This is a genomic window from Pseudomonas sp. BF-R-19 (assembly GCF_019956445.1).
Classification (GTDB): Bacteria; Pseudomonadota; Gammaproteobacteria; order Pseudomonadales; family Pseudomonadaceae; genus Aquipseudomonas; species Aquipseudomonas fluorescens_BH.
Genome location: NZ_JAHBDN010000108.1, coordinates 1 through 12501, shown reverse-complemented (window position 1 = coordinate 12501; position 12501 = coordinate 1). Strand labels below are relative to the sequence as shown.

12 protein-coding genes are annotated in these 12501 nt (G+C 61.4%); 6 read left to right on the top strand and 6 right to left on the bottom strand.

Annotated features, from left to right (window positions below; translation table 11 throughout):
- Positions 1–90 precede the first annotated feature (90 nt).
- Both KGB28_RS29065 and KGB28_RS29060 read right to left on the bottom strand, forming a co-directional pair.
- On the bottom strand, positions 91–903 hold the full coding sequence (locus tag KGB28_RS29065; protein ID WP_223448954.1) for a class I SAM-dependent methyltransferase: 813 nt from the start codon (positions 901–903) through the stop codon (positions 91–93).
- A 44-nt stretch (positions 904–947) separates the two neighbouring features.
- A complete protein-coding gene (locus tag KGB28_RS29060; RefSeq protein ID WP_223448953.1) occupies positions 948–1217 on the bottom strand; it encodes a DUF4242 domain-containing protein in 270 nt (89 codons plus the stop codon).
- A gap of 179 nt (positions 1218–1396) precedes the next feature.
- Between KGB28_RS29060 and KGB28_RS29055 the strand changes: the two genes are divergently transcribed.
- A complete protein-coding gene (locus tag KGB28_RS29055; RefSeq protein ID WP_223448952.1) occupies positions 1397–2389 on the top strand; it encodes an AraC family transcriptional regulator in 993 nt (330 codons plus the stop codon).
- A 9-nt stretch (positions 2390–2398) separates the two neighbouring features.
- Here KGB28_RS29055 and KGB28_RS29050 read toward each other — a convergent pair whose 3' ends face one another.
- The 3 genes from KGB28_RS29050 to KGB28_RS29040 form a co-directional block, all read right to left on the bottom strand.
- Entirely contained in the window at positions 2399–3616 is a 1218-nt protein-coding gene (locus tag KGB28_RS29050) for a cytochrome c biogenesis protein DipZ (RefSeq protein WP_223448951.1), read from the bottom strand.
- Positions 3617–3777: 161 nt separating this feature from the next.
- Positions 3778–4032: a hypothetical protein gene (locus KGB28_RS29045; RefSeq protein WP_223448950.1), complete on the bottom strand. Its 255-nt coding sequence runs from the start codon at positions 4030–4032 to the stop codon at positions 3778–3780.
- Positions 4033–4080: 48 nt separating this feature from the next.
- On the bottom strand, positions 4081–4344 hold the full coding sequence (locus KGB28_RS29040; RefSeq protein WP_223448949.1) for a DUF2790 domain-containing protein: 264 nt from the start codon (positions 4342–4344) through the stop codon (positions 4081–4083).
- Between the two features lie 297 nt (positions 4345–4641).
- On the opposite strand from KGB28_RS29040, the gene KGB28_RS29035 reads away from it, so the two are divergent.
- From KGB28_RS29035 to KGB28_RS29015, 5 genes are all read left to right on the top strand, one after another.
- Positions 4642–5382, top strand: coding sequence for a response regulator (locus tag KGB28_RS29035; RefSeq protein ID WP_095946382.1), 741 nt, complete (start codon positions 4642–4644; stop codon positions 5380–5382).
- On the top strand, positions 5379–6695 hold the full coding sequence (locus tag KGB28_RS29030) for an ATP-binding protein (RefSeq protein WP_223448948.1): 1317 nt from the start codon (positions 5379–5381) through the stop codon (positions 6693–6695). The genes KGB28_RS29035 and KGB28_RS29030 overlap by 4 nt, the downstream gene beginning before the upstream one ends.
- 136 nt (positions 6696–6831) lie before the next feature.
- Positions 6832–9024, top strand: coding sequence for a hypothetical protein (locus tag KGB28_RS29025; protein WP_223448947.1), 2193 nt, complete (start codon positions 6832–6834; stop codon positions 9022–9024).
- Complete coding sequence (locus tag KGB28_RS29020) at positions 9011–10057, top strand: NAD(P)/FAD-dependent oxidoreductase (RefSeq protein WP_223448946.1); 1047 nt, start codon at positions 9011–9013, stop codon at positions 10055–10057. Before KGB28_RS29025 ends, KGB28_RS29020 begins: the two co-directional genes overlap by 14 nt.
- 496 nt (positions 10058–10553) lie before the next feature.
- Complete coding sequence (locus KGB28_RS29015) at positions 10554–11981, top strand: IS1182 family transposase (protein ID WP_223448945.1); 1428 nt, start codon at positions 10554–10556, stop codon at positions 11979–11981.
- 223 nt (positions 11982–12204) lie between these two features.
- Here the strand turns inward: KGB28_RS29015 and KGB28_RS29010 are convergent.
- The coding region (locus KGB28_RS29010; RefSeq protein WP_223448944.1) for a hypothetical protein at positions 12205–12501 on the bottom strand (297 nt) is incomplete at its 5' end.

The following is a 12501-nucleotide window of genomic DNA, read 5'->3' as shown; positions in this document are numbered from 1 at the left end:
TAAGAGACAGGCGGTGTGTCAGCCACATCATCGCTGGCTGAATGTACGCTTTCGCGAGCAAGCCCGCTCCCACATTGGACTTGTGCTCACTCAACGCCGCGTGATCACCACTTCCAGGTATTCACTCGGCACCACCAGCGACTTGTCGCCCGCCCGGTTCATCCGGTTGATCAGCTCGGTCAGGTCGGTCTCCAGCGCCTTGGCACCATCCGCGGGCAGCGCGGCGAAGGCCTTGTGCACCGGCCCGTACCATTCGCGGAAGGTGTCGATGAAATGCGCCGCCGAGCGATAGCGGAAATTGAACGTGCGGCGCGTCACCTGGAGCAGGAATTCACGCTCGTCGAAATGCTCGTGCAACCAGGCTTCGGTGCCCCAGCGTGAGGGTGGACTCGCACCTGGAGGGGGTGGCAGGTGCTGGCCCAGGGTCTTGAACATCTGGCCGACGAAACCTTCCGGGGTCCAGTTGGCCAGGCCGATCCGCCCGCCCGGACGACAAACCCGCGCCAGTTCCGCGGCGGCCTTGGGCTGGTCCGGCGTGAACATCACGCCGAAGGTCGACAGCACGGCATCAAAACTGCCGTCGGCAAAGGGCAAGGCTTCGGCATCGGTGACCTGGAAGGAGACGTTCAGGCGTTCTGCCCGGGCCCGTTCTTCGCCGCGTTCGAGCAAGGCAGCGACATAGTCGGTGGACGTCACCTGGCAGCCACGGCGGGCAGCGGCGAGGGTTGCGTTGCCGTTGCCGGCGGCAACGTCGAGCACGCGTTCATCGCACAACAGGTCGCAGGCTTCGGCCAGTTGCTCGCCGACGATCTGCAGGGTGGTGCCGATCACGGCGTAGTCACCGCTGGCCCAGGAGGCCATCTGGCGGTTTTTCAAGGCAGTCAGATCAATGGGTGTACTCATGGAAACGGTCTCTTGTTTGAAACACGAGTAGGGTCCGGTCGCGGTTACTCCGCCGTCGTCGGATCGATGATGTTCATGACCTGGGAAATGCGATTGGCGGGAAAACCACTGATCCTGGCGTGCTCCTGGATCTGCACCTCGTTCGGCGAGATGTACACGCAGTAGAGTTTGTCACCGGTGACATAGCTCTGCAGCCACTGCACCTCTGGCAACTCACGCAACGCCTGGCAGGACTTTAGCGAAGCGGCTTTCAAATCCCTTTCCGACAATGCTCCGGCGCCCTGGATCTCGCGTTCAATCACGAACTTCGGCATGGCAACCTCTCTTTTCTTGTTCTGGGTGGCAGGGCCGGTATTGACCCCGTAGACAAACTATCGTCCTGACGGGCGCTGGCGTCCTGTCCGATCGTCGCCCAACCCTGCCCGATCGTCCGGAGATTCCACGTAGCGCGCAGGCGCGCTCACAATCAGGAACCTCCCACGGGGAAACCCCAATGGACGCTCTGTCACAGACCCTGCGCGTCGTGCACCTGGTCGGCGCGATCTTTATCAACGCCCGGTTCACCGCGCCCTGGTGCTACCAGTCGCCCAGCGCCGATACGGCGGCGCCATTCCTGGAGCCCGATGCGGAACGGGTGGTGATCTTTCACCTGATCACCGAGGGCGAGTGCTACGTGGAATTGGGCGATGACCCGCCGCTGCTGCTGAGTGCGGGCGACGTGGTGATCTTCCCCCAGGGCGATGCCCATCGCATGTGCTCACGTCCCGGATTGCCCCCGGCCACGGGTGCGCGACTGGATGCGGTGCTGGCGCGCCGCCCCAGGCAATTGAGTTATGGCGGAGGTGGAGCGGTCACCCGGTTGGTGTGCGGCTACCTGGCGTGCGACACGCGCCTGGCGGGCATGTTGCTCAAGGGCTTGCCGGCCGTGGTGCGGGTCAATGTGCGCGGTTCGGATGCCGGTATCTGGCTGGAATCCTCCGTGCGCTATGCCCTCGCCGAAGCCCGCTCGCCCCGCCCTGGCGGCGAAGGGGTACTGGCCAAACTCGCCGAAGTGCTGTTCATCGAAGTGTTGCGCCTGTACATGAACGAACAGGGCGAAGGTCGCACCGGCTGGCTGGCCGGTGTGCGCGACCGCATCGTCGGCGCCGCCCTCAACGCCTTGCACAAAAAACCCTGCCACGCCTGGACACTGGACGAACTGGCGCGCACCGCCAGCACCTCAAGATCGGTGTTGGCTGAACGCTTCCAGCAACTGGTGGGGGTGTCGCCGATGCAGTACCTGACGCAATGGCGGATGTTGCTCGCCGCCAACCTGTTACGCAGCAGCAACAGCTCATTGACGCGCATCGCCGAAGAAGTGGGATACCAGACCGACACCGCCTTCAGCCGCGCCTTCCGCCGCGAGTACGGTGCGCCGCCGGCGGCGTGGCGGCGCGGTCAGGAGAAAAAAACCATGGCCCACGAGGCAAGACCTATGAGCCATTGATCGAGCGGATTACGCCGCTGGCGTGCCGGCCTTGGCCTCCTCCAGCAACTGCTGAATCATCTTCTCCTGAGTGTCGTAGCTGCCTTCACCGAAGTGGGTGTAACGCACCTGGCCCTTGGCATCGATCAGGTAGTGCGCGGGCCAGTACTGGTTGTCGAAGTTGCGCCAGATCGCGTAGTTGTTGTCGATCGCCACCGGGTAGGTGATGCCGTATTCCTTCACCTTGGCCCTGACGTTGTCGATGATGCGTTCAAAGCCGTATTCGGGTGTGTGCACGCCGATCACCACCAGCCCGTCCTTTTCATACTTCTTCGCCCAGTCCTTCACGTACGGCAGGGTGTGCTTGCAGTTGATGCAGTCGAAGGTCCAGAAGTCCACCAGCACCACTTTGCCTTTCAGGGCTTCATTGCTCAGTGCGGGTGAGTTGAGCCACTCCACCGCGCCGGACAGCGAGGGCATGGCGCCCTGGGCATCGCCCATGGTGCTGTCGGCCTTGACCTTGCTGACCAGGTAATCGACGACTTTCGGCACGGCTTCCAGCACGCCTTTCTCCACGCTGCTGACACCTTCCGAGGAGGTGTTGGCCAGCAACAGGTCATTGGCCCCCGTTGCAATCGCCGCCGCACCGGCGAGCACCGTAACCCCGGCGCCACGGCGCAACCAGCCAGTGACCGGAATCGACGGTTTCAAGCGATTGACCAGGCCGCGCCCGGCAAAGATCAAGGTGCCCAGGGACAGCGCACTGCCAGCGCCATAAGCCACCAGCAACAGACTGGTGCCGGCGTTCGCGCCCTGCAGCATGGCGCTGGTGAGAATCACCCCAAGGATCGGCCCGGCGCAGGGTGCCCAGAGCAGCCCGGTGGCGACACCGATCATGATCGACGCCAGCGGCCCGGTCATCTTGCGCGAGTTCGGGTCAAGGCGATTGCCCAGTAGCACGAAGGGCCGCGCCAGCCAGTCACCGACCCGGGCGGAAATCAGCGACAGGGCGAACAGCACCATCACCACCAGCGCTACGTGGCGGCCGGTGTTGCTGGCCTGGATCACCCACTCACTGCTGACCACGGCCAGGCTGGAGACCAGGGCAAAGGTCAGGACCATGCCGCCGAGGGTCAGCAGGATCGAGGAGCGTGTGCGGTCGGCCCCGGCAAACAGGAATGGCACTACCGGCAGGATGCACGGGCTGAGGACGGTCAATATGCCGCCCAGGAAAGCGATGAGTAACATGGGATCACCTAATGCACATTAGAGGGCAACACATTGGCCAATGTGGGAGCGGGCTTGCTCGCGAATGCGTCGGGTCAGATGACACATCATTGACTGAACAATCGCTTTCGTCGGAACGCCGCCCGGAGCAAGCCCGCTCCCACAGTGGATTGGGGGTGTTCTCAAGCCGTTTGCTCATCCAGCAACTGCCCCTGGGGCGTGCGACTGGCACCGTTCTCGGCGAGCATCTGCCCTTGCGGTGTGCGGCTGGAACCGTCTTGTGCCAGCAAGCCCTGGGTGCCCTTCTCCGCCACTGGCGTGAGCTGGAAGCAGGTGTTGCTGGCGCAGGCGCTTTGCTCGACAGCGGCGTTGGCATGGGCCGCCACGCCGGCGACGGAAAAGACGATGGCGGTCAGGTAGCGGGAAATGTTGTTCATGATGTCCTTCCTGTTTCAAATGGATTGAGCGGTGGTTGATCGCGACACTCAGTTTTCCGAGTTGCAGTTGTCAGCCAACTTGCTGTAACCCAGCACCTGGGGCCTGGACTGGGAGTCGAGGTACGTCAGCCGCGCATTCACCACGCCGCAGGAAGGTGTAGTGTCCTCGGTCAGCGACACCACTTTCCTGATATCCAGTTGGGTGCCGTAGGTGTAGGTTCTGGGAGCGACATCGGCTTCGGCACGGGCCGACAAGGTGCAGATGTTCAGGGCGGCAAACAGGCAGGCGGCGTAGATGGCTCTGGTGTTCATGGCGGATTCCTCAGGGTTCGACAGGTCGTTGGGCCGAGGCGCTCTGGTTTGCCTCGATGGAACCTATTAAAAGCCTGCGAGGTATCTCGTCTGTGTCGGGAATCGGCGTGAATCAATCGCTGCGTATCAGAACGGTGCCGGGATACACAGCCATACAAAACCGCTGGAAATCGGCTTTTTTGCCTTCGTGTGTATCCGCAGGCAAGCCAGATACACTGCAATACAAAGGGCGGCAGGCGAGCCCGCCGAGGCTCGATAGACTGTGTGGCATTCCCCATTTACCAGAGGTTTGGCCCAATGGATCACGTTGATCACATCCTCATCGTTGACGATGACCGCGAAATCCGCGAACTGGTTGGCAACTACCTGAAGAAGAACGGCCTGCGCACCACGGTCGTGGCGGATGGACGGCAGATGCGCGCTTTTCTGGAAACCACCCCGGTGGACCTGATCGTGCTGGACATCATGATGCCGGGGGACGATGGCCTGGTGCTCTGCCGCGAATTGCGCGCCGGCAAACACAAGGCCACGCCAGTGCTGATGCTCACCGCTCGCAACGATGAAACCGATCGCATCCTTGGCCTGGAAATGGGCGCCGACGACTATCTGGTCAAACCATTCGCTGCCCGTGAACTGTTGGCGCGGATCAACGCGGTGCTGCGACGCACGCGCATGCTGCCGCCGAACCTGGTGGTGACCGAAGCCAGCCGCCTGTTGGCCTTCGGCCGTTGGCGCCTGGACACTTCGGCCCGTCACCTGTTGGATGAAGACGGCACCATGGTGGCCCTGAGCGGTGCCGAATATCGATTGCTGCGGGTGTTTCTCGACCATCCGCAACGGGTGCTCAACCGCGATCAATTGCTCAACCTGACCCAGGGCCGCGACGCCGACCTGTTCGACCGCTCCATCGATCTTTTGGTCAGCCGCCTGCGCCAGCGCTTGCTCGACGACGCCCGCGAACCGGCCTACATCAAGACCGTGCGCAGCGAAGGCTATGTGTTTTCCCTGCCGGTGGAAATCCTGGGCGATCAATCATGACCCTGGCGCTGCATTGGCCGCGGACCCTGGCCTCGCGGCTGTCGCTGATTTTCCTGATCGGCCTGATCCTCGCCCAGGCGCTGTCCTTCGGCGCGCAGTACTACGAACGCTACGAATCCTCGAAAACCACCATGCTCGGCAACCTGGAAACCGACGTTTCCACGTCCGTTGCCATCCTCGACCGCTTGCCCGCCGACGAGCGAGCCGGTTGGCTCAAACAACTCGAGCGGCGCAATTACAGCTACATGCTCAATGAGGGTTCGCCGGGCACGCCCATCCGCACCGACATGCCCGATGCGCCCATTGCCATTGCCTCGATCAAGGACGCCATCGGCCACGATTACCCGATGACCTTTACCGACATTCCCGGGCCGAAAAAACATTTTCAAGTGCACTTGAACCTGGCGGATGGCAGCCCGCTGACCATCGACGTCCGCCCGACGATGGTGCCGTTATCGCCCTGGCTGCCCATCGTGCTGCTCGGGCAATTGGCGCTGATGCTGGCCTGCTCCTGGCTGGCGGTGAGAATCGCCATCCGCCCCCTCACCCGCCTCGCCGGTGCGGTAGAAACCCTGGACCCCAACGCGCACCCAGTACTCCTGGACGAAAAAGGCCCGACCGAAGTCGCCCACGCCGCCCGGGCCTTCAACTCGATGCAGGCACGCATCGCGGCGTACCTGAAGGAACGCATGCAATTGCTCGCGGCGATTTCCCACGACCTGCAAACACCGATCACCCGCATGAAACTGCGCGCCGAGTTCATGGACGACTCCAGCGAGAAAGACAAACTGTGGAACGACCTGGGCGAGATGGAACACCTGGTGCGCGAAGGCGTGGCCTACGCCCGCAGCATCCACGGCGCCACCGAAGAAAGCCGCCGCACCGACCTCGACTCGTTCCTCGACAGCCTGGTGTTCGACTACCAGGACATGGGCAAGGATGTTCAGCTCACCGGCAAGAGTGCAGCCGTCATCGACACCCGACCCCACGCCTTGCGCCGGGTGCTGGTCAACCTGACGGACAACGCATTGAAGTTTGCCGGGGCCGCCGAGTTGCGGGTGGAAAAACAGGCCGATGGCAACCTGTCGATCAGGATCCTCGACCGTGGCCCGGGGATCGCCGAGGAAGAACTCAAGCAAGTGATGGAACCGTTCTACCGCGTAGAAAACTCGCGCAACCGCAGCACCGGCGGCACAGGGCTGGGGCTGGCGATCGCCCAGCAATTGGCGGTCGCGATTGGCGGGGCGTTGACCTTGAGCAATCGTGAGGGTGGCGGGTTGTGTGCGGAGTTGAAGTTGCCGCTGCTTCACTGAATTTCTCGCCTCCCTCTGTGGGATCTAATGACACCGAGGGCGGCCGACCATTGGTCACCACTGTCAGAACTGACAGTAGCCAGCACTCCCCGGGCTCCTGTGCAATGTCCATCCACAGGATCAACGGGAAACCACGATGGACTTGCTCGAAGCAGTGACCCGGGCGTGCACGCGACTGGCGCCTGGCGGCTGGCATTCGTTGTTGCTGCGCCATGGGCTGGACATCCTCGCAGTACCGCTCGACACCGAGCTGATCAAGCCGCTGACCATCGATCGCAACCTTCCAGGCTTTGAGGACTTTTCCAGTGCCGGCAACCGGGCGATTGAGTCCAGCCAGCCATCGCGCAGCCTGCTTTATCACGCACTGGCCTCTCCCGAGGTCACTGCCGACGGAGCCGGGCAGCCTCTGCAGCTGTATCCGACACCTGCCGAAATTGAAGCAGTTCTTGATTATGTCTATGGCGTAAATCCACCCACACTCGAAGACCTCCAGCGAAAGGCCCAGGGCGCACCGCTGGCGCTGGTGGTGTTTGCCAGCGAGTACCGTTGCGCCGGCGACACCGTGCACGGTGAACACGCCGACCTGTGCTTCTCCCGTACCGGCATCGCCCGCGTCGGCACCGCCGCCGCCCTCTACGACGCCCAACGGCGGTGTTTCCTGCCGTTCGTGGATGATGACGTGCACAGCATCAGGGTCATGCCCGTGCGTTACAGCGCTTACATCGCCATGCAACACAAGGGTGACGCCACACGCTTCGGACCGATGGATTTTCAAGTCGATGTTGATGCCGGTCTGGATTTCTGGGTGCCGCTGCACAAGTTGTTCGAGGGGACGCAGTGCCTGGCCGGGATGGACCTGACACTTGAGCTGGATAACCACCAGATCAACGAGAAGTTACGCCATATCCATCTGCGCCATAGCGGCACAGGCTGGGAGGAGCCGGAAATCAGCCGGCCGCCGTTCGTCATCACTGACGGATTGGCTGATTGGGCTACGCAAGCAGATCTGGGGCCGGGGCCGGGGCTGCTGCTCCCGCAACCCAGGCCTCGATTGGTTGAACAGGCCATCTACCAGGAAAAACCCCTGGCATTTCAGCTGCCACCCAACACCGCTGGCATGGTGCATGGTCGACATAAGGTGCTGGAGGACGGCAGCATTGAGGATCTGAATGACCAGGAGGGCGTGGCGGAACGGGTCAGGCAAGGTGGCTATCCTGCTCTGCACTACCATGACGGCACAGCCGATGGCTGGGTTCGGGCTCGTTGCCCGGCATTGGAGAGTGTTCTGCCAACGGTGGCGGCGTATTCGGTGATCGGCGCCCCGGATTTCTTTCCGCTGTGCAGCCAGCGTCAACTCATACGCTGGGCGAATACAGAGCCCAGCCTGCCCTCCCCGGACATCTGGCATGCCCGACTGCAGGCGCTGTCGAATGTTCGGTACTGCGCCAACCTGAGCCTGAAAGATCAACCCTTTTCGGCGGATGATCGCGGGGTCACGGCCATTGTGGCCTTGCCGCGAGAGGCGGGCTCGACGTTGCCTCCCTGCCTGCAACGGCCACCGGTCATGCGCCCGTCCTCGTTGCCGGATGCTGCAGCCGGCGTCTTCGGCCCCGGCTGGGAAGTCGGAAGGATTCGACAACAAACCGAAGACGGGACCTGGCTGGATTGCCTCAGCGGATACCAGCTGGCCAGCCCCTTTACCGAAGATGTGCGTATCTGCGCAGCCCTGGGTTCCTACTGGCCGGGTGTGGCGCCGGATTCGGCGCGCACCTTTGAACCACGGGGCAGCCTGCACACCATCATCCCGCTGACCGACCAGGAAATCGGCCAGACCGGCAGCCCGGCCTGGGATAACCAGCGAGGGCCACGCCTGGTACAGCAAGCGGGGGATTGGATCGTCCAATACCACGCCTACGAATACACCGACTACACCCAGGTGGCACTGGATGGACGCTTCGCCCTGCAACTGACGGGCAACACCACCCTGCAGGATTACGAAGACCGGGTGCTGTCGATGCATCGTGTGTACAGCGTGCTGGGAGTCGGGAATAACAAACCCGAGCGCAATAAGTGGCCGATATTGTCATTTACCTTCGTGCAGCGACCGAATGAGGAACTCGACACCGCTGAGCAACAGGTCGGTCTGCAACTTAACGGCTGGGTGCATCGCTATCAGTTGTACGAGCGAGGACTCAGTTGGTCCTCGGAAATCGACTTCAAACTGCGCCACGTGGAGATCCAGCGCCAGGTAAGCCTGTTGGTCAGTGTCGAAGCGATCCTGGTCAAACACGAGGCGTTGCCTTGGCAGATTGCACTTGAATCACGTTGATGTGTTGGTGGTCGGGGGTGGCCCGGCGGGAAGTGCCGCAGCAATCAGTTGCGCACAACGGGGACTGCGGGTGGCGCAGCTCGAGGGCCAGGGTTTTCCGCGGTTTCGTCCTGGCGAAAGCCTGCACCCGGGCATCGAGCCCTTGCTGCAACAATTGGGGGTGGCCGATCAAGTGTGTAGCCAAGGGACGATTCGCTTTCCCGGGCAATGGGTGCAGTGGGACAGCCCGCCTCGCTTCAATGGTTTTGGCGAGGACCTTGCCGGTCCCTGGCTTGGCTTTCAGATTGCCAGGGCGCGACTGGACGCGGTATTGCTGCAACGAGCTGCGATGCTGGGTGTCAGGGTGCTGCAACCGTGCAAGGCCAGACGCCTGCTGATCCACGACCGGCGAGTGATCGGCCTGGAATCCGATTCAGGCCCCTTGTTCGCGCCCTACCTGATCGACGCCAGCGGGGCGACGGGTTGGCTGAGCCGGCAAGTCTCGTTAAAGGTGCGTCGCCATTCGCCGCTGTTGATCGCCCGATACGGCTACCTCAAAGGCAGCATCGATCCCTATGAGCAAACCCCGCATCTGCGGGCCGACCCCGATGGCTGGACCTGGGTGGCCCGTGTGGAAGATCAGTTGCTGCACTGGACACGCCTGTGTTTTGACAAAACATCGCCCAGGTCCCGAACCGTGCCCGAGCACCTGCAATGGTTGCCATGCGCAGGTTCCATTCGAGGTGCCGATGTGTCCTGGCGCATCAGCGCCGCGCTTGCAGGTGCAGGTTATTTCACGGTTGGCGATGCGGCCAGCGTTCTCGATCCGTCTGCCTCGCATGGTGTACTCAAGGCGCTGATGACCGGCATGCAGGCAGCGCGGGCAGTGTTCGACTGCCTTCAACAGCCTGATGTCCAATACGAGGCGCAAGCCCAATACAGTCGCTGGGTCCGCGACTGGTTCGAGCGTGACCTGATGCAAATGCACCGCTTCTATGGCGCTCATCCTTACCCGCCAGATTGGCTGGAGCACTCTGTTCGACCCGTGAGCTGACTCGTGAGGGTGGCGGATTGTGTGCGGAGCTGAGATTGCCGGTGTAGAAATTTTCGGTTCGGGGGCGAAGAATGCCAGACCAGCTGTAACGAATGGTCGGCCGGCAGGCCGCTATCGCGAGCAGGCTCGCACATTGGGTCCCCGATTTTACTCGGGACTTGTGCTCACTGAAGATCCCTGTGGGAGATCCTTGTGGGAGCGAGCTTGCTCGCGATGGCTGTGTGTCAGGCGGCATGGATTTTTGAGGGTGCACATATCCGTTTCTGCGGGAACGGCCTCTGGCGGTTCCGCTCTTACAGCGGGTCACTTGGAAGAGCCCCAAGTAACCAAGGGCTCTTGCCCCTGACGTTCGGTGCCTCGCCAAGGCTCGGCATGCCCTCGCTCCGGTCCTGCTCCGTGGGCCCGCCGCCATCGGCCATCCATGGCCCAGAGTGTGTCAAAACTTCTAAGCAAACCCTTGCTATGATTTCCCAGGATTTCATCGCAAGGGCTGCCCATGAAACGCTTCATTCAAGGTGAACACCGAGGTCAAAGTACCTTGCTCCCCGAGAGCCTGGACGATTACGTCAGCGACACCAATCCGGTGCGTGTTGTCGATGTCTTCGTTGATGAACTTGACCTGATCACCTTGGGTTTTGAAAGCGCTGTCCCCGCTGAAACCGGCCGACCGGCTTACCACCCGGCAGTCATGCTGAAGATCTACATCTACGGCTATCTAAACCGCATCCAGTCGAGCCGACGCCTTGAGCGCGAGGCGCAGCGCAACGTCGAGCTGATGTGGCTTACCGGTCGACTGATGCCGGACTTCAAGACCATCGCCAACTTCCGTAAAGACAACAGCAAGGCCATTCGAGGCGTTTGCCGACAGTTTGTTGTGCTGTGTCAGCAATTGGGGCTTTTCACGGAAAATTTCGTCGCCATAGATGGCAGCAAATTTAAGGCGGTGAACCACCGCGACCGCAACTTCACCAGCGCCAAGCTGAAACGCCGGATGGAAGAAATCGAATCGAGCATTGCCCATTATCTGAAGGCGCTGGATGCAGCTGATCGGGAAGAGACCAAGTCTTCAGGGCCCAAAGGCGGCCTGGAAGAGAAAATCGCCAAACTGAAGGAGCAGATGAAGGCGCTTCAGGCGATTGAAATACAGCTTGAGGAGTCCCCGGACAAACAGGTCTCACTGACCGACCCGGACGCGCGCTCCATGATGACGAGCGGCAAAGGAATCGTGGGTTACAACGTACAGACGGCGGTCGATACCAAGCATCATCTGATCGTCGCGCACGAGGTGACCAATGAGGGTCATGATCGTGATCAGCTCAGCTCGATGGCGCTGCTGGCCCGTGAGGCGATGAAACTCGAATCGTTGTCGGTGGTGGCTGACCGAGGGTATTACAAAAGCGGGGAGATCCTTGCCTGCCACGAGGCAGGGATTAGCGCTTATGTGCCGAAGACGCTGAGCTCGCGCGCCAAATTCGATGGCCGCTTCAACAATGACGAGTTTGTTTACGACGCGGACAAAGATGTGTACGTCTGCCCTGCCAAGGAAGTGCTGATCTGGCGCAATTCTTACGTCGACAATGGCAAGACGCTGAACAGTTACTGGAGCTCGAACTGCCGGTCCTGCTCGATAAAGGCGCAATGCACACCGGCCAGGGAGCGAAAGGTTCGTCGCTGGGCACATGAGGCGGTGCTGGAGGAAATGCAGGTCCGTCTGGAGAATGCGCCGCAGATGATGAGCATCCGCAAGCGGACCGTCGAACATCCCTTCGGGACGCTCAAGCAATGGATGGGTGCGACACACTTTTTGACCCGGCGGCTTGCCGGGGTGAGCACCGAAATGAGCCTGAATGTGCTCGCCTACAACTTGAAGCGAGTGATGAAAATCCTCGGTGCGCAAAATCTGGTGAAAGCGCTGGCGGCCTGAAAAGGCCCTTGTTTTGCCCCGTTTGAAGCGCTGTGACGTGTTGGTAGCGACCCTGAGAACCGGCTGCGGCTACGTGGAACGCTTTAGCTGTGATTAGCAGGCCAAAGCAGCGTCTGCGCTGCGCGCCGACGCTGCTTGAGCCGGTTTTTACACACTCTGGGCCGGCGGCGGCTAACCCGGCATCCATGCCGGGTTGCCCACTGCGCAGAACCTGCGCTCGGCCTCACGAGGGGGCAAGAAGATCAAGATCAAAAACCAAAGCCAAAGCCAAAGCCAAAGCCAAAGCCAAAGCCAAAGCCAAAGCCAAAGCCAAAGCGAGGCGGCCTACCGGCCGGCCTGTTTGCGGGGTTCGTTCGCCTGTGATGCTCTTGGTCGACAGGTAGGCCGCCATCGCGAGCAAGCTCGCTCCCACAAGAGGGCGGGGATGTACATGGATTTTGCGCCTGACACTGGTCAAATGTGGGAGCGGCGGTGCGACGATTCGACTTGCTCGCGAAAGCGCAGTGTCAGCCAACAGAGA

Excerpts from the sequence above, each read along its gene's own strand:
- KGB28_RS29065 (WP_223448954.1), bottom strand. The coding sequence starts at position 903 with ATGAGTACACCCATTGATCTGACTGCCTTGAAAAACCGCCAGATGGCC.
- KGB28_RS29030 (WP_223448948.1), top strand. The coding sequence starts at position 5,379 with ATGACCCTGGCGCTGCATTGGCCGCGGACCCTGGCCTCGCGGCTGTCG.
- KGB28_RS29045 (WP_223448950.1), bottom strand. The coding sequence starts at position 4,032 with ATGAACAACATTTCCCGCTACCTGACCGCCATCGTCTTTTCCGTCGCC.
- KGB28_RS29050 (WP_223448951.1), bottom strand. The coding sequence starts at position 3,616 with ATGTTACTCATCGCTTTCCTGGGCGGCATATTGACCGTCCTCAGCCCG.
- KGB28_RS29040 (WP_223448949.1), bottom strand. The coding sequence starts at position 4,344 with ATGAACACCAGAGCCATCTACGCCGCCTGCCTGTTTGCCGCCCTGAAC.
- KGB28_RS29055 (WP_223448952.1), top strand. The coding sequence starts at position 1,397 with ATGGACGCTCTGTCACAGACCCTGCGCGTCGTGCACCTGGTCGGCGCG.
- KGB28_RS29035 (WP_095946382.1), top strand. The coding sequence starts at position 4,642 with ATGGATCACGTTGATCACATCCTCATCGTTGACGATGACCGCGAAATC.
- KGB28_RS29015 (WP_223448945.1), top strand. The coding sequence starts at position 10,554 with ATGAAACGCTTCATTCAAGGTGAACACCGAGGTCAAAGTACCTTGCTC.
- KGB28_RS29060 (WP_223448953.1), bottom strand. The coding sequence starts at position 1,217 with ATGCCGAAGTTCGTGATTGAACGCGAGATCCAGGGCGCCGGAGCATTG.
- KGB28_RS29025 (WP_223448947.1), top strand. The coding sequence starts at position 6,832 with ATGGACTTGCTCGAAGCAGTGACCCGGGCGTGCACGCGACTGGCGCCT.